Source organism: Paenibacillus sp. sgz302191 (assembly GCF_057749925.1).
Genome location: NZ_JBYLHY010000035.1, coordinates 16,151 through 32,794, shown reverse-complemented (window position 1 = coordinate 32,794; position 16,644 = coordinate 16,151). Strand labels below are relative to the sequence as shown.

General features: G+C 53.2%; 14 protein-coding genes. All 14 read left to right on the top strand.

Annotation, left to right across the window (positions count from 1 at the left end):
• Positions 1-33: 33 nt before the first annotated feature.
• The 14 genes from AC3G2T_RS32805 to ftsH all read left to right on the top strand — a co-directional run bounded on the left by AC3G2T_RS32805 (position 34) and on the right by ftsH (position 16,536).
• Positions 34-1,734 (top strand): putative polysaccharide biosynthesis protein, encoded by a 1,701-nt coding sequence (locus AC3G2T_RS32805; RefSeq protein WP_488438127.1) that lies wholly within the window; start codon positions 34-36, stop codon positions 1,732-1,734.
• Between the two features lie 1,017 nt (positions 1,735-2,751).
• The gene (gene yabN / locus AC3G2T_RS32800; protein WP_474686993.1) at positions 2,752-4,275 is read left to right on the top strand and encodes a bifunctional methyltransferase/pyrophosphohydrolase YabN; all 1,524 of its coding nucleotides are present in this window, start codon (positions 2,752-2,754) and stop codon (positions 4,273-4,275) included.
• Between the two features lie 121 nt (positions 4,276-4,396).
• The gene (locus tag AC3G2T_RS32795; RefSeq protein WP_474686992.1) at positions 4,397-4,669 is read left to right on the top strand and encodes an HU family DNA-binding protein; all 273 of its coding nucleotides are present in this window, start codon (positions 4,397-4,399) and stop codon (positions 4,667-4,669) included.
• On the top strand, positions 4,669-4,932 hold the full coding sequence (locus AC3G2T_RS32790; protein ID WP_474686991.1) for an RNA-binding S4 domain-containing protein: 264 nt from the start codon (positions 4,669-4,671) through the stop codon (positions 4,930-4,932). Before AC3G2T_RS32795 ends, AC3G2T_RS32790 begins: the two co-directional genes overlap by 1 nt.
• A 105-nt stretch (positions 4,933-5,037) precedes the next feature.
• Entirely contained in the window at positions 5,038-5,319 is a 282-nt protein-coding gene (yabP, locus tag AC3G2T_RS32785) for a sporulation protein YabP (protein WP_474686990.1), read from the top strand.
• Positions 5,316-5,891: a spore cortex biosynthesis protein YabQ gene (yabQ, locus tag AC3G2T_RS32780; RefSeq protein WP_474686989.1), complete on the top strand. Its 576-nt coding sequence runs from the start codon at positions 5,316-5,318 to the stop codon at positions 5,889-5,891. Before yabP ends, yabQ begins: the two co-directional genes overlap by 4 nt.
• Before the next feature lie 15 nt (positions 5,892-5,906).
• A complete protein-coding gene (locus AC3G2T_RS32775; RefSeq protein WP_474686987.1) occupies positions 5,907-6,230 on the top strand; it encodes an FtsB family cell division protein in 324 nt (107 codons plus the stop codon).
• A 108-nt stretch (positions 6,231-6,338) separates the two neighbouring features.
• Positions 6,339-6,890: a S1 domain-containing RNA-binding protein gene (locus tag AC3G2T_RS32770; protein WP_474686986.1), complete on the top strand. Its 552-nt coding sequence runs from the start codon at positions 6,339-6,341 to the stop codon at positions 6,888-6,890.
• Between the two features lie 1,089 nt (positions 6,891-7,979).
• On the top strand, positions 7,980-10,472 hold the full coding sequence (gene spoIIE / locus AC3G2T_RS32765; RefSeq protein ID WP_474686984.1) for a stage II sporulation protein E: 2,493 nt from the start codon (positions 7,980-7,982) through the stop codon (positions 10,470-10,472).
• A 341-nt stretch (positions 10,473-10,813) separates the two neighbouring features.
• Positions 10,814-11,533: a vWA domain-containing protein gene (locus tag AC3G2T_RS32760; protein WP_488438145.1), complete on the top strand. Its 720-nt coding sequence runs from the start codon at positions 10,814-10,816 to the stop codon at positions 11,531-11,533.
• Positions 11,517-12,422: a protein kinase domain-containing protein gene (locus AC3G2T_RS32755; RefSeq protein WP_474686983.1), complete on the top strand. Its 906-nt coding sequence runs from the start codon at positions 11,517-11,519 to the stop codon at positions 12,420-12,422. The genes AC3G2T_RS32760 and AC3G2T_RS32755 overlap by 17 nt, the downstream gene beginning before the upstream one ends.
• A 32-nt stretch (positions 12,423-12,454) precedes the next feature.
• On the top strand, positions 12,455-13,873 hold the full coding sequence (tilS, locus tag AC3G2T_RS32750) for a tRNA lysidine(34) synthetase TilS (protein WP_488438126.1): 1,419 nt from the start codon (positions 12,455-12,457) through the stop codon (positions 13,871-13,873).
• 69 nt (positions 13,874-13,942) lie between these two features.
• A complete protein-coding gene (gene hpt, locus AC3G2T_RS32745; RefSeq protein WP_474686981.1) occupies positions 13,943-14,482 on the top strand; it encodes a hypoxanthine phosphoribosyltransferase in 540 nt (179 codons plus the stop codon).
• Positions 14,483-14,580: 98 nt separating this feature from the next.
• Positions 14,581-16,536, top strand: a complete 1,956-nt coding sequence (gene ftsH, locus AC3G2T_RS32740) for an ATP-dependent zinc metalloprotease FtsH (protein WP_488438125.1) — start codon at positions 14,581-14,583, stop codon at positions 16,534-16,536.
• Positions 16,537-16,644: the final 108 nt, after the last annotated feature.

The window sequence follows — 16,644 nt, the reverse complement described above, 5'->3', positions numbered from 1 at the left end:
TTTCGTTAGAATGCAAGCAATGGGGGATTCATTGTGGAGGACACTCAAGCGGATCGGAGCGCCCGTACGGGGGAAGATCTGCGCCGGGCCCAATCGGGATCAGGACTGCTGCGGGGGGCTGCCGTGCTGGGAGCCGCTGCCGTATTGTCCAAGCTTTTGGGCACCTTGCAAAAGATTCCTCTGCAAAACTTGGCCGGGGATACGGCTTTTGGCATTTATAATGCGGTTTATCCGCTGTATATTCTTATTTTGTTTGCGGCGACGGCCGGGTTTCCGGTGGCTGTGTCCAAATTTGTCGCCGAGCGTGCCGCCGCAGGAGATCCGCAGGGGGCCCGGCGAATCGTTTATGTTTCTTCGCTGCTGTTGATGGGAACGGGCGCGCTACTATTTGTGCTGTTGTACATAGGCGCCGGACAGATCGCCGCCTGGATCGGCATCAGCCAGACGGAGCGGGCTATTCGCAGCGTATCCTTCGCACTGCTGCTGTCGCCGGTGATGGCTGTGCTGAGGGGATATTTTCAGGGGCATCACGACATGGTGCCGACAGCGGTCTCGCAGGTCATGGAGCAGCTTATTCGGGTAATAACGATGGTGGCGCTGCTGCTCTATTTTGTCGCCTTGTCGGCTAACGAGGAGTGGATCGCCGCCGGGGCGACGTTCGGTTCGGTTACAGGAGCGGGTGCAGGCTTGCTCGTCATGCTCATATACTGGCGCAAAGACCGGAATGCCCGATCCAAGCATCCCGCGCCGGAACGGGCGGTGGCTGGGGAAAATCTGAGCAATGCACAGTGGGCATGGCGCATTGCGGCTTACGCCATTCCGGTCTGCCTGGGAGCGATCGTCGTGCCGATTCTGAATCTGGTCGATACGTTCACGATGCCCCGTTTGCTGGATGCGTCGCTGATGAACGAAGCCGAGGCGATGCGGCAGTTCGGTTTGTACAACCGAGGCTTGCCCCTCGTCCAGCTAGTCGTCATGGTCGCCTCGTCGATGTCGGCGGCGCTTGTCCCAGCGATTGCCGAAGCGAACATGAAGGGGCAAGCAGGACTTATCCGCTCACGGGCTGAGATGGCGGTCAAGCTTGCCTGGCTGATCGGCCTTGGCGCCTCCTTCGGGCTCGCCTTTGCGGCGGTGCCGATCAACGTCATGCTGTACGCGAGCAGCGACGCCAGCTGGACGATGGCCGTGCTCGCTTTCACGGCCCTGTTCAGCACGCTGAACGCGGTCACCGCCAGCGTGCTCCAGGGCGCCGGCGCGATCCGCACGCCGGCGAAAGCCCTGCTCATTGCCGCCGCGCTCAAGGCGCTCGGCAATGTGTGGCTCATGCCCCGCTGGGGCATCGAAGGCGCCGCGATTAGCGCGGTCGTCGCCTATGCCGCTGCCGCGGGGCTGAATCTGGTGCAGCTGGCACGCTGCACCGGGGCGCGCTTTCCGCTGCGGCAGTACGCCGCAAGGCCCACGCTGGCCGTGGGCCTGATGGGCGTCTGCCTCGCAGCGCTGCAGTTGTTGGCGCGGCCGGCGCTCGCGGCCGCGCATGTGCCGGAGCGATGGGGCTGGAGCGCCATCGCTCTGGTGAGCGTAGCCGGCGGCGCAGCCGTCTACGCGCTTGCGCTGCTGCGCAGCGGCAGCATCAGCCGCGAGGAGCTGCGGCTGATGCCGGAGCTGGACCGGAAGCTTGCTCCGGTCCTGGCGAAGCTGCTCCCGCCGCCGCGCCCCGGCGGGGACAAGCCATGAGCGCCCCGCAGCGCGCGAGCTCGCGTGGGGCTGGCTTGCCCAGCCCTCGGGCGACGTCGCGGAGAAAGCGCGCGTGCACGAGGCGTCTCGGCACGCCCGATCGTGAGCGCTCCGCAGCGCGCGTGCACGAGGCGTCTCGGTGCCCCGGCTGGGGGAAAAACCTGCGAAGTGCAGGCTTTTTCTGCGAAAATGGTTCATTTTGGCGAAAAGCCTGCAAATGTGCAGGAATTTTCTATCAAAATGGGGCTGAGCCCCTTGTACTCGATGAAAAGCCTGCACATTTGCAGGAATTTTTCGCAGTCGGCGTATCAACGAGCAAAAACCTGTACTTTTGCAGGTTTTTCTGCGCGACTAAGAGGCAAATGGCGGCTATGGGTCTGGTGTGCGGGTTTTTGGGTAGCTTGGATTTTGCAGGTGTTTTCTGGCATTTCCGGTCATTCTCCGGGCTCTCAAGCTTTCGCTGGCTTGCTCCAGATTCGTCCGGATATTCCCGGCATTCAGCGGCTAACCCAGCATAAACAGTCATCACTAGCATTCAGCGACTTACCCAGCATACACAGTCATCGCGAGCCTTCTGCGGTTAACCCAGCATTTACAGTCATTGCAGCATTCTGTGGCATACCCAGCATACACAGTCATCGCGAGCCTTCTGCGGTTAACCCAGCATTTACAGTCATTGCAGCATTCTGTGGCATACCCAGCATTCTCAGTTTCGCGAGCCTTCTGCGACTTACCCAGCACTCTCAGGCATCGCCGGCATTCCCCGCGCTGCTAGTGATACGTCCGTTCTAGCAGATGGTTTTTTCACCCATCTCATTTTCCCGGGTTTCTGCGGGCGACGATGCGGGATACAGGCGGTATCTGGTGGGCCGTAGTCCAACGTAGCTGAATCCATAGGAGGCGGTGCGCTGCATGACAGCTGCCGCCCCCACGCGACAACGTTCTTTTTTGCACTGGGCGAAGGGCAACTGCCTTATTCAGCCCATGTTTATACCCAATAGGAGGTGTCATGTACACATGACTCATACATATGCGCCTATCACGGTTGTCGGTCTGGGAACCGGCGACGAGGACCAGCTCACGCTGGGCGTCTGGAAGAAGCTTCAAGCGGCGTCCCGGGAGCAGGCCGTCGTGTATTTGCGGACCGCGGATCATCCGATGGTCGCCATGCTGGATGCGAATCGGATACCTTACCGTACGTTCGATGACAACTACACCGCGCACGCTTCGTTCGAGCAGGTGTATGAATCGATTGCAGACCAATTGATCGCGGCGGCCAAAGAGCAGACCGCGGAGGTGATCTATGCTGTGCCTGGTCATCCGATGGTGGCGGAATATACGGTGCAGCTGCTTAAGGAGCGCTGCCCGCAGGAGCGGATTACGCTTTCTTTGTTGGGCGGCGAAAGTTTTCTGGACCAGGCTTTCCTGCGGTTTGGCTTCGATCCGATCGAAGGCTTTCAACTGTTGGATGCGACGAGCCTGAACCGCTATAGTTTGAATCCGCGTTTGCATACGGTGATCGGGCAGGTGTACGATACTTTGACGGCATCGGATGTCAAATTAAGTCTTATGGAGGCGTACCCGGATGATTACCGCGTCGTGGTCGGCCATTCTCTCGGCGTTGCCGGAGCTGAGCGGATCGAGGAAGTGGAGCTTCACGAGCTGGATCATCTCAAAGGCTACGGCAACCTGTCTCTGGTGTGGGTGCCGCGCAGCGAGGAAGATAGGATCTACTACCGTTCCTTCGGTCGTTTGCATGAAATCGTGCAAATTTTGCGCAGCCCGGAAGGCTGTCCGTGGGATCGGGAGCAGACTCATGCCAGCCTCCGCAAAAATCTCATCGAAGAGGCTTACGAAGTGCTGGAGACGATCGATGAGGACGATCCCGAACATATGTGCGAAGAGCTGGGAGATCTGCTGCTGCAGGTGATGCTGCACGCCCAGATGGAGGAAGAGGTCGGGACGTTTACCGTCTACGATGTTATCGCGGGGCTGAACGAGAAGTTGATTCGCCGCCATCCGCATGTTTTTGGCGAGAATAAGGCGGAAGACGCGGACGAGGCTCTTGTGAACTGGAATGCGATCAAGGCGGAGGAAAAGCGGAAAAAAGGCATCGACATCGCGAAGCAATCCGTTCTGGACGGCGTTCCGCGCGATTTGCCGGGGCTGATGAAAGCTTGGAAGCTGCAGAAAAAAGCGGCTGCCGTCGGCTTCGATTGGACGGAAATCGATGAAGTGCTGGGCAAAGTCGAGGAGGAACTCGGCGAGCTGCGGGAAGCGATGGCAAGCGAAGGGGACGACGCCGGGCAGGAGAGGCTGGGAGAGCTTGGGGACCTGCTTTTTGCTATCGTCAACCTTGCGAGATTTCTCAAAATTGACCCGGAAGAGGCCATTGGCCGGACAAACCGTAAATTTGTGCAAAGATTTTCATATATTGAAGAGCAGTTACGTTTAAGAGGACTTTCTTTTGACCAGACTGAGTTATCAGAGATGGAATTTTACTGGCAGGAAGCAAAAAAAATTGCAAACCTGGATCATTGACAGAAGGATTTTAGCGAAAAAAGCAGAATACATAGTTTGGTGTCAAGGTTGAAATGGAATGTAACCGAAATGGTACATAGAAGACTCGCTCTTCAAACATTTTAGGAGGTAAAGAAAACCCATGAACAAAACAGATCTGATCAACAACATCTCAGAAAAAAGCGGACTAACGAAGAAAGACGTAGAAGCTGTACTGAACGGATTTTTAGGTGAGGTTACAGACGCGCTTTCATCCGGAGATAAAGTACAACTGATCGGTTTCGGAACTTTCGAAACTCGCAAACGTTCCGGCCGCACGGGCCGCAACCCGCAAACAGGCAGCCCGATCGTGATCGCAGAGTCCAAAGTTCCAGCTTTCAAAGCCGGCAACAAGCTTAAAGACGCTGTAAAATAATGCGGCTCGATAAGTTTCTCAAAGTATCCCGTCTGATCAAACGCCGCACTGTGGCCAAGGATGTATCCGACCAAGGACGCGTCTGGATCAACGGAAGAGACGCCAAACCGAGCACCGCCGTGAAAGTCGGGGACGAGCTGGCTATCCAATTCGGACAAAAGAAAGTGACGGTTCGAGTGGAGGCCCTCACGGAGTCGACCCGCAAGGAAGACGCCGCCCAAATGTACACGCTGCTCAAAGAAGAAGCATATCAACCTGAATAAGAGCCTTGAAGAGACTAAGAGATTAGTCTCTTTTTTGTTGCTTTCCTGTTCTAAATTCGGACATCCCTCCATAAGGTAGTGATAGATGAAGGAGGGGTACAGGCCATGATGGAACCCGTGAAAAACAAACGGCAGGAAATCAAAATGCTGAATCGCAAGCTCTTGGAGATCTCCGGAGTTTTAAACGTAGAAAGCTTTGATAGTGAAGAGTTTCTCCTCGAAACGGAAATGGGCTTTTTGATGATCAAGGGCCAGAATCTGCATATCAAAAATTTGAGCTTGGAACAAGGATTAGTCGCCATTGAAGGGGTAGTCAACGAACTTTCGTACGTGGACGGAAACTCCCAGGAGAAATCCAAGGGATTTTTAGGTAAGCTGTTCAAGTGACGCTAAACGTCCAGTTTTATACGCTGGCGATGATGTTCCTCAGCGGGCTTGCCCTAGGTACGATCTACGATGTGCTGCACGTGCTTTCGGGCAAGCTGCGGCTGCCGCGGTGGACCATCCCGATCATTGACGTCTTGTATTGGATTGTGGCGACAATCCTCGTATTTCGAACGCTAGTACATAGTAACGAAGGGCAAATTCGCTTTTTTGTGTTTCTTGGTCTCGGCATCGGGGTATGTTTTTATTTTGCTTTCCTCAGCATCTGGATCGTACGGCTAACGGGGTTGATCGTTCGGATTGTAGTCGCGGTGTACCGTTTTATCCGAAAAACGGTCGAAATTCTCATTATTAAACCGATTATAGGCTTATATCGGCTTGTCGTGATTATTTTAGGAATTTTGGTGACTGTAGCTATTTTCCTGTATAAAATTGTGCTACAATTACTCTATCCTATGTGGAGACTGTTCCTCTGGATGACTCGGCCTGTGCGTAAATTTATGGTGCTTCCCGGTTGGCTCAAGAAGTTTGGGAGCAAGGTGGCGGCTTTATACCGCAGGTTATTCTCGAAGTAGGAGGCATTCCCATTCATGCAAGCTCAAGCAGCCGTATCAACGAATAAGCGCAGCAGCAAAGGTTCTAAACGGAGACTTCGCTTTCTCATGGTCCTTGTATTGTGCTTCATGAGCTGGGCGGGTGTCACGATTTTCGATCAGATCGCCAAGCTCTCTGCCAAGAGTTCAACGGTTCAGGATATGAAGCAGCAACTTGCCGATGCCAGGAAGCTGAATGAGGACACGAAGAAGGAAATATCCCGACTTCACGATGACGAATACTTGGAGCAGATTATTCGGAGAGATTTTCATTATATTAAAAGCGGAGAGACGCCTTTGAGCGTTTCGAAGTCGCGTTAGTATCGTCTGAAAAAGTGAGTCAATTGCCTTGTTGACCGAGATTTGCGCATCGGTTATAATCGGCGTAGCCAGTGTTTTCAACATTTTAAGGGAGGAACATTTTACTTTATGGCAATTGAAGTGGGCACCAAGTTAGAGGGAAGAGTGACAGGGATTACTCACTTTGGAGCATTCGTCGAGCTTGCTGAAGGAGTTACCGGTCTTGTTCACATCTCAGAGATTGCAGACAATTATGTGAAAGACGTTAATGACCATTTAAAGCTGGATGACAAGGTCACGGTCAAAGTGATTAACGTGGACAAGGATGGAAAGATCGGATTGTCGATCAAGCAGACGATTGATAAGCCTGTTGAGGAAAGACCGGCTCGCCCTGAACGACAAGGTGGCGGCAGCTATCAAGGACGTCCCGGCGGAGATCGCGGAGGCTTTCAAGGCAATCGTCCGGGTGGCGGCGAACGCAGTGGCCCTCCAGGCGGTGGAGGATTCAATCGCGGCGGAGACCGTGGAGGTCGAGGCTTCAATAAGCAGCAGGGCGGCAGTCGGCCGTTTTCGTTCGAAGATAAAGTGTCCCGTTTCCTAAAAGACAGTGAAGAGCGGATTTCGTCTCTGAAGAAGAACACCGAGTCCAAACGTGGTGGAAGAGGCGGAAGAAGAGATTAATATAGCATGAACCAAAACCACATTCGCTACGGCGGGTGTGGTTTTTTTGCGTGGAATGTGGTCCGACCGACCGCCGTCTGCGGTGAAACACCGCGCGTTGGGAGCTGTGCGCGGTGCGAAAGCATGGGCAGAAAAACCTACAGATTTCAGGCGCCCAGAAACCCATACGCCAGAGCTGGTCACACAAATCTATCTGGGAGCTGCGCGCGGTGCGAAAGCATGAGTAGAGAACCCCACAGATTTCAGGCGCCCAGAAACCCACATGCCAGAGCCGATTGCACAAATCTGCCTAATGCGCGAAGAAAGCCTGCAAAAGTACAGTTTTTGCGCGATGGATACGCTGACTACGAAAAATTCCTGCAAATGTGCAGGCTTTTCGCCGCGGATCTAGGTTCAGATTCATTTTCGCGGAAAATTCCTGCACAATCGCAGGCTTTTCGCCAAAACGAACCACTTTTGCGAAAAAAACCTGCACTTTTGCAGGTTTTCTTCGCGTTCCCAAGTAGAGATGGACCAACTCTTAAGGCTCGAGTTTTTCGGCAATCTCACCCTCGCGGCTTTTCCGGCTGCCTAGCCGCTGCTTCGCGGGCGGGTGGTTTGCCGTCGTGGAAGCGGCTCGGGCGCGCCATTTTTGGTACCGGCAAACGACCATACCGCATATCATCACCAAATTACCGCTCATCCAGGGGCACATATTAGTGGTATACCGTTGCACCTAATACAGTGCCGGGTCTAATAGTACAGCGCCGGGTCCAATTGGGGTTGATCGTTCGATAGTTTCCAGAGTTTGGATCTGACATGATGGAGTTCGGGTTTTCTAGCAAGCGTTCCCGCGCCGGGGTGAGCCTGCAGTCGACATCAATTTACGGAAATCCTCCGCATACGCAAGGATAAAGTTCGGGCGAAAAAGACTTTTCGCGGAGCCAAGAACCCGAAAAAGCAAGGCTGGGCTTGGGCTGAGGGCTGGCGACAAAGCTGACGGGGCTTGTCGGAAATTTCTTTTACTCTACCAACTCATTCTGACAAACTTTCTGCTAGATTGTCTCTATACTAGAGAAACAATAAGAGCGAATGGAAGGTGTTAAGAACATGCAGAGAAGAAACGTTATCACATCAATCGGCGGACATTGGTCGGGATTTTGGCATAAGGCGAAAACAGGAACTCGCAGTGCTGCACTTGAGAATCGGTTCGTACAAGCATTTGTTGCCAAGAAATGGGCGCTGCTGCTCATAGTGATGGGTTTCCTGCTCGGAAGAGCGATGATTCTGGAACAACTGTCGCCATTTGGTCTTGCGTTTTTTGCCGTCATTTATTTCACAAGAAGAGATTTGCTGCATTGGGTGGGAGTTGCCGTCTTTGCAGGCAGTCTGCTCTCGCTGAGCCCTCATTCGGGCTACATTGTCACCGAGATGCTGGTCTTTTTACTCATACAAAAAGCTTGCGAAAAATACGAGCGAACGGATATTTCGCTGGCCCCGCTGCAGGTGTTCGCCTCCACGTTTCTCGTGCAACTGTTCGCCGCTATGGTTGTTTCCAATCTGACGTGGTACTCGGTCGCCATGATTGCCGTAGAATCGGTGCTCAGTCTGGTGCTGACGCTGATCTTCATTCAGGCGATACCGGTTTTCACGCTAACCCGCAAAAATTATCATTTAAAACACGAAGAAATCATCTGTCTGATCATTTTGCTCGCTTCCGTCATGACGGGAACGGTCAGTTGGTTCATCGGCCCCGTTACTTTAGAGCACGTGCTGTCCCGTTACTTGATTCTCCTGTTCGCGCTGGTGGGCGGGGCGCCGTTCGGAGCTTCCGTCGGTGTCATTACCGGGCTGATTCTCAGTCTGGCCAACAGCAGCGCCATCTACCAGATGAGCCTGCTTGCTTTCTCCGGTATGCTGGCCGGCCTGCTCAAGGAGGGCAACCGTCTGGCTGTGGCTTTCGGGATGCTGCTGGGTTCCTCCATTTTATCGATCTATTTGGGAACGAATCGGGATATGATCAATTCCACGTGGGAATCGCTGGCGGCAGTTGCGCTCTTTTTGCTGACTCCGCGCGGCTTTATCCAGATACTCGCCAAATACGTGCCCGGCACGCAGGAAAATTTGAAATCCCAGCAGGACTACGCCAGGCGGGTGCGGGATATTACGGCCGGGCGCGTGCAGCAATTTTCGGAAGTATTTCGGCAGCTGTCCCGCAGTTTCAAGCTGATTACTACGGAAAACGCCGAGGTTCGCAAGGAGGAGGACGTGGGGCATTTTATGAATGCCGTGGCGCAAAAGACCTGCGAAACTTGCTGGAAAAAAAGCCAGTGCTGGGATCAGAAATTTTATCAGACGTACACCTATATGACCGATATGATGTCAAGTATTGAGGCGAAGGGGGATATGACGAAGAAGCATATTTTGCCCGAGTGGAAAAAAATGTGTATTCGCACGGATCAGGTGCTGGAAGTGATGAAGCAGCAATACGGCCTCTATAAAAACGATTTGCACTGGAAAAAGCAAATACTCGACAGCCGCCAGCTGGTTGCGGATCAGCTTTCAGGTGTTTCCCAGGTAATGGAGGACTTGGCCAAAGAAATCAAACGCGAAGGACAGGAGCTGTTCCTTCAGGAGGAGCAAATCCGCAATGCGCTCGAAGAGCTCGGCTTGTCCATTCACAGCATCGACATTATCAGCCTGGACGAAGGGAATGTCGACATCGAAATCATCCATCAATATACGAAAGGATTTGATGAATGCCGCAAAATCATCGCGCCGCTGCTCAGCGAAATTCTCGGCGAGAACGTCGCCGTGAAGAGCGAGCAAATGCATGAGCGCGGCGAAGGCTACAGCACAGTCGTATTCGGCTCCGCCAAGGAATACGAGGTCGAAACCGGCGTCGCCGGCGCAGCCAAGGGCGGCGACCTGCTTTCGGGCGACAGCTTCAGCACGGTGGAGCTGGGCAACGGCAAGTTCGCCGTGGCGCTGAGCGATGGCATGGGCAACGGCGAGCGCGCCAGGGCGGAGAGCCAGGCGGCGCTGACGATACTGCAGCAGCTGCTGCAGTCGGGCATGGACGAGAAGCTCGCGATCAAGTCGCTGAACTCGGTGCTGATGCTGCGTTCCTCCGACGAGATGTACGCGACCGTCGACATGGCTTTGGTCGATATGTACAACGCGAATACGACGTTTGTGAAGACCGGGTCGACGCCGAGCTTTATTAAGCGCGGCAGTGAAGTGATGATGATCTCGGCGAGCAACTTGCCGGTTGGCATCGTGCAGGACATCGAGGTGGATCTCGTGACCATTCCGCTGCAATCCGGCGACATCCTGATCATGATGACCGACGGGATATACGACGCCCCGGGCCATGCCGTCAACAAAGAGATGTGGATGAAGCGCATGGTCCAGGAGATCGATACGAATGTGCCGCAGGATTTTGCGGATTGTTTGCTGGAGCGGATTTTCCGCCATCATCACGGCGATATTCAGGATGATATGACTGTAGTCGTGGCGCGGGTAGAGAAGCACCAGCCGGAATGGGCGACTTTCCGCTGGCCGGGTTTTACGCGCCTGGAACGCCCGAAGACGGTGAGCTGATAGCGAAAGGAGGAGCCACATATCATATAAAAACAACACAGGCTGGTCCGGGTTACCGGTCCCTATTCGCAGGGGCCGACCGGGGCCGGCTTTTTGCTGCATCAGCCGATCATCGGATCGTTGTAAAATACCGCTATAATCTCCCGTTTCTATGATTAGACTCTCTCATTCGTGGCAAAACTAGAAGTAAAGGCTGCTAGAAGTCTGTCCGAAATGACTGCTTATTTGCCGCTCATGCCGCATAAAATCCGTCATTTCGCATACACATACGTTCTGCTGCATTCCTTGGACAGACAGCTGGAAAGCGAACTTTTCTTTTGCCCGGGAGGCTGGTGATCATGATGAAACAAATTTTGCTTATTACGGACGGATGCTCGAATGTGGGAGTCAGTCCCGTTGTAGCGGCTGCGGAAGCGCATGCCGAAGGAGTTACGGTCAATGTGATCGGCGTCGTCGATCAAGGGGAGCTGGGCATGCTGGGCTCGGAGGAGATCAGAGAGATTGCCTTGGCAGGAGGCGGTATGAGCCGTATCGTGAACTCGCAGCAGTTGTCCCAAACCGTCCAGATGATGACGAGAAAAACGGTCACCCAATCGATTCAGCAAGCCGTCGGCAAAGAATTGCAGCATATTCTCGGTCATGACCAGTTGGAACAACTCCCGCCGCCGAAGCGCGCCGAAGTCGTGCAAGTGATCGACGAAATGAGCGAAACGTCCTCTCTGCAGGTCGCTCTGCTGATCGACGCAAGCGCGAGCATGAAGCCTAAGCTGGCCGCCGTCCGCGAGGCGATCCGCGACCTGCTGCTCAGTCTCAGAGCCCGCTCAGGTAAAAGCGAGCTTGCAGTTTTCCACTTTCCGGCAACGAAAAATCGCGGCGAAGAATGGGAAATGGATCTGGGCTGGACGAATGAACTTGCAAATCTGGACAAGATGTTCTATAAAATAAACATGAAGGGTACGACTCCGACAGGTCCCGCATTGCTGCAAACGCTGCAGTTTATAACGGGGAAACCTTGTCCACAACAGGCCGAGGATGGGATGTTGAGTGACTACGTGGTATGAGGACGCGTTTCGTCCGGGAACACAAATCCATGGTAAATGGAATGGCCGTGTCTACCATGTAGAACGTTTATTAGGCGCCGGCTCCAATGGCATTGTAGCTCTTGTCCGCAGGGGCGGGGCGAAATATGCGCTTAAAGCCGGGTACGAAACGGTCGATCATCAATCGGAGATCAATTCGCTGCATGCCTTGTCGCTTACGGAAACGTCGTTTAAAAATTTTTTGGTCGATGTCGACGATATGATCGTTCAGGGAAAAAAAATCCCCTTCAGCGTTATGCGTTATATCGAGGGCATGACGATGTCGGACTTTTTACATAAGTATGGGCAGGATTGGATTTATGTGATCGGCACCAAACTGCTTAAGAAGCTGACCGAACTGCACAAAAGCGGCTATGTGTTCGGCGATCTGAAGATGGAGAATATGATCGTCTCCGGTTACGGCGATGTCGACCTGATCGATTTCGGCGGAGTGACGCCCAAAGGCAGAGCGATCAAACAGATGACCGAAGTATACGACCGGGGCTTCTGGATGGCGGGCGAGCGGAGTGCGGAAGAGAGCTACGATTTATTTTCATTTGCAATTCTTCTATTAAAAGCATTGGACCGCAAAAATCGTTTTGCCGCCTTTCCGCAAACCATTCCGCAGAACCGCGACCTGGAACAGCTGTATGTCATCATTCGCGAGAATCCGGCTGCGGTCCACATCGCCCCTTTTTTGTATAAAGCGCTCGGCGGTCAAATGAACACTTCTCAAGAAGCCTACAGATATTGGACCAGCTTGATCGCAAGCAGGAAACTGGCTCCCAAATCGATGAAACTGCCGTGGCTGAAAATATGCTTCGCGGCTTCCTTATTTATTTTTGGAGCGACCCTTTATATATATTGGTAGGAACTGGATGGGGCAAAAGGAAGGAACGGCGAATGGACACACATCTTGTAGCCAAAGTGGAACAAAATATTAACGATAAGCATCTGATCGGCCAGGGAAATGGGGTTGTCGTTGCGGTTTCAGGCGGACCTGATTCCGTGGCGCTGCTGCATGTCCTTTTTGCGCTTTCGGGTACCTACGGCTGGAAGCTGATCGTCGCGCATGTGAACCACCGCTTTCGGGGAGCCGAATCCGACGAAGAGGCGGACTACGTCGCCGAATTGGCTGCAGCCTTAAGCCTCCCGTGCGAAATCGGCAGCATTGACGTGCCGGCCTACATCGAGGAGAGCATGCTCAATGCCCAAGCCGCGGCGCGCGAGAAGCGTTACGAATTTTTGCATGCCGTGGCCGAAAAATACGGGGCGCAGCAGATCGCGCTGGCCCACCATGCGGACGATCAGGCGGAGACGATCATGATGCGCCTGCTGCGCGGCACGGGCCCGTCGGGGCTTGCCGGAATGCCGGAACGCCGGCGCGAAAAAAAAGTGGAACTGATTCGTCCTTGCTTACGTATATACAAATCAGAACTTGTGCAGTATTGTTTGCAGCGTGGGCTTGCATACTGCCAGGACAGCAGCAACGATTCGCGCAAATATTTTCGCAATCAGGTACGGCTTGATGTGCTGCCGATGCTGGGACAATACAACGAGCAGCTCCCCGAAGCATTGAACCGTCTGGCGGAAATGATGCAGGCCGAAGACGACTATTTGGAAGCAGAGGCCGCTGAGGCTTTGAGGCGGACCGTAACCTTGCAGCCGAGCTCCTGCCGGTTCGCCAAGCCGGATTTTGTCCAGCTGCACATTGCTTTACAAAGGCGTTTGATTAAACTAATATTAAACTATCTTTCTTCATGGACGGAAAGGCACGATTTCTCAAGAATGGAAGCGATTCGCCAAGCCATTCTGCAGGATCGTTCGCCCTGCACGGTTATGGCCGTTCATGAACAGCTTTATTTTGTGAAGGAATATGATACCGTCCGATTTCAGCGCGAGGCTCCGGCCTCTGCAGCTTTTGCGTACGAACTGCCCCTGGAAGCTTCGGAAGCCGGCGAACTGCCGCTGCCTGAAGCCGGAGCGAGGCTCAGCTATCAAGTGAAAACCGCTGATTTTCAAGGCGGGGCGCATTCGCCCGTCATGGAGGCGTGGTTCGATCTCGATCGGGTCGAGCTGCCGCTTGTTCTAAGAAGCAGAAAGTCAGGGGATCGCATTGAACCTCATGGTTTAAACGGGTCCAAAAAGGTAAAAGATATGTTCATTGATGCGAAAATGCCGCCTAGTCGGCGCGACGCCATCCCTTTGCTTGTCGATGCATCCGGCCAGGTACTGTGGATTGCAGGCTTTCGAAGGTCGGGGCATGCTTTGATCCGGGAGGACACAGTGCGCGCGCTTCATATGAAGCTGATGCTGAATTAGCAGAGTAAATTTCGTTCGTCCAGAATGTAAATTTATAAGGTTTCATAATATAAACTAGGAGGTTCATCCTTGTACAGCGACATTCAGGAAATTCTTTACAGCGAAGAACAAATTCAAGACAAGATCAAGGAATTGGGGGAGCGGATCTCCAGCGATTACGAAGGCAGAAATCCTCTCGTAATTTGCGTTCTCAAGGGCGCCTTTATTTTCATGGCGGATCTTGTGAAGCGCATCACCGTGCCTCTTGAGCTCGACTTCATGGCCGTGTCCAGCTACGGACAATCGACCAAGTCGTCAGGGGTCGTCAAGATCATCAAGGATCTGGATGTACCGGTCGAAGGGCGCCACATTATCATCGTAGAAGACATCATCGACAGCGGCCTGACGCTCAGCTACCTGATCGATGTATTGGAGCGGCGCAACGCGCTGTCCATTTCGGTCGTAGCTTTGTTCAACAAGCCTGCGCGCAGAACGGTAGAGCTTGAACCGGATTACGCCGGATACGTGCTGCCGGACGAGTTTGTCGTCGGATATGGACTGGACTACGCTGAGAAGTATCGCAACCTTCCTTTTATCGGTATATTGAAGCCCGAGATCTATAACTGCTAATATCACGTCCCATTGGCTTGTCCAAACCGGCTTTGTTGTGATGCTTCGCCAGGATGTGGTAAAATAAAAAAAGTGTGCCGTTCGAGAGGAGGTTGGGGATGAATCGAATTATCCGGAATACCGGTTTTTATTTGCTTATTTTTTTGGTTACGGTAGGTATCGTTCATTTTATAAGTACCCAAAACGAACAGAAGGATTTAATTACTTACGACAAGTTCCGCCAAGCGGTAATTAACAAAAACGTAGAGTCCGTTACGTTGAAATTCGACGGATATACGTATTTGGTTAAAGGTAAGTACATCAATCCTCCAACTGCCGACAAGAAAAATTTTGAGACGCATGCTCCTTACGAACCTTTGGTCGTGCAGCTCATTGAGGCTAACGGAGTTCCTACCGAAGCGTATGAAACGATGGAAAGGGACAGTGTATGGATCAGCTTCCTGACCTCGATTATTCCGTTTGTCATTATTTTCATCCTGTTCTTTTTCCTTCTGAATCAGGCTCAGGGTGGCGGCGGCAAAGTCATGAACTTTGGCAAAAGCCGTGCCCGCTTATATAACGAAGAGAAAAAGCGCGTCACGTTCGAAGATGTGGCGGGGGCCGACGAAGAGAAGCAGGAATTGGTGGAAGTCGTGGAATTCCTCAAGGATCCGCGCAAGTTTGCAGCCGTAGGCGCAAGAATTCCGAAAGGGGTCCTGCTCAACGGGCCTCCGGGAACAGGTAAAACGCTCCTTGCCAGAGCGGTAGCAGGAGAAGCCGGCGTTCCTTTCTTCAGCATCTCCGGTTCCGACTTTGTGGAAATGTTCGTCGGTGTCGGCGCATCCCGTGTGCGCGACTTGTTCGAGAATGCGAAGAAGAATTCGCCTTGTATTATCTTTATCGACGAGATCGACGCAGTCGGCCGTCAACGCGGCGCCGGATTAGGCGGCGGCCACGACGAGCGCGAACAAACGCTCAACCAATTGCTCGTAGAGATGGACGGCTTCGGCGCGAATGAAGGCATTATCATCGTCGCGGCAACGAACCGCCCCGATATTCTTGACCCGGCGCTGCTGCGCCCAGGACGTTTCGACCGTCAAATTACGGTAGACCGCCCGGATGTGAAGGGCCGCGAAGCGGTGCTGAAAGTGCATGCGCGCAACAAGCCTTTGGCAAAAGACGTCAAGCTGGACTCTTTGTCCCGCTATACAACCGGATTTACAGGCGCTGATCTGGAAAATCTGTTGAACGAAGCGGCGCTGATCGCGGCAAGACGCAACCGCAAGGACATTTCGATGGCGGAAATCGAGGAAGCTTTCGACCGCGTCATCGTCGGTACGCAAAAGAAAAGCCGCATTATCAGCGATAGCGAAAAACGCATGGTCGCTTACCACGAAGCCGGCCACGCCATTATCGGCTACTATGCGGAGAACGCCGACATGGTGCACAAAGTTACAATCGTTCCGCGCGGACGCGCCGGCGGTTATGTAATGATGCTGCCCAAAGAAGGCGAAGACCGCATGATGCAGACGAAGAACGAGCTGCTGGATAAAGTCACGGGCCTCCTGGGAGGCCGCGTTTCCGAGGAGCTGTATATCGGCGAAATCGGCACCGGAGCTTACAGCGACTTCCAAAAAGCGACGGGAATCGTCCGCCGCATGATTATGGAATTCGGCATGAGCGACAAGCTCGGACCGATGCAGTTCGGCAGCAGTCAAGGCCAAGTGTTTTTGGGCCGCGATATCGGACATGAGCAGAACTATTCGGATGCGATTGCTTACGAAATCGATCAGGAGATGCAGCGTTTCATTCGCGATTGCTACGAACGCGCCCGCGAAATTTTGACCAAGTATGCGGATCAGGTCCACCTGGTCGCCAAGACGCTGCTTGAGAAAGAAACGCTCGACAAGGACGAAATCATTAACCTTCTGGAAAAAGGCTCGCTTGATCCTACTTCAGAGGATGAAGAAGTGAAGGTCAACATCCATAGCCAAAGTCAATCCAGCGAAAGCAACAAGCTTGAGTTCGAAAAGGATAAAGACAAAGAGGCAGGACCGGACTCTTCCGAAGAGTAACGAGCCATACCAATTTGCAAATCCGGTGTACACATGAGGTGTACCCGGATTTTTTCGTTTTTTTCGACATATTTGCGCATTGACAGGGGATGCTGTAATGTGTAAATT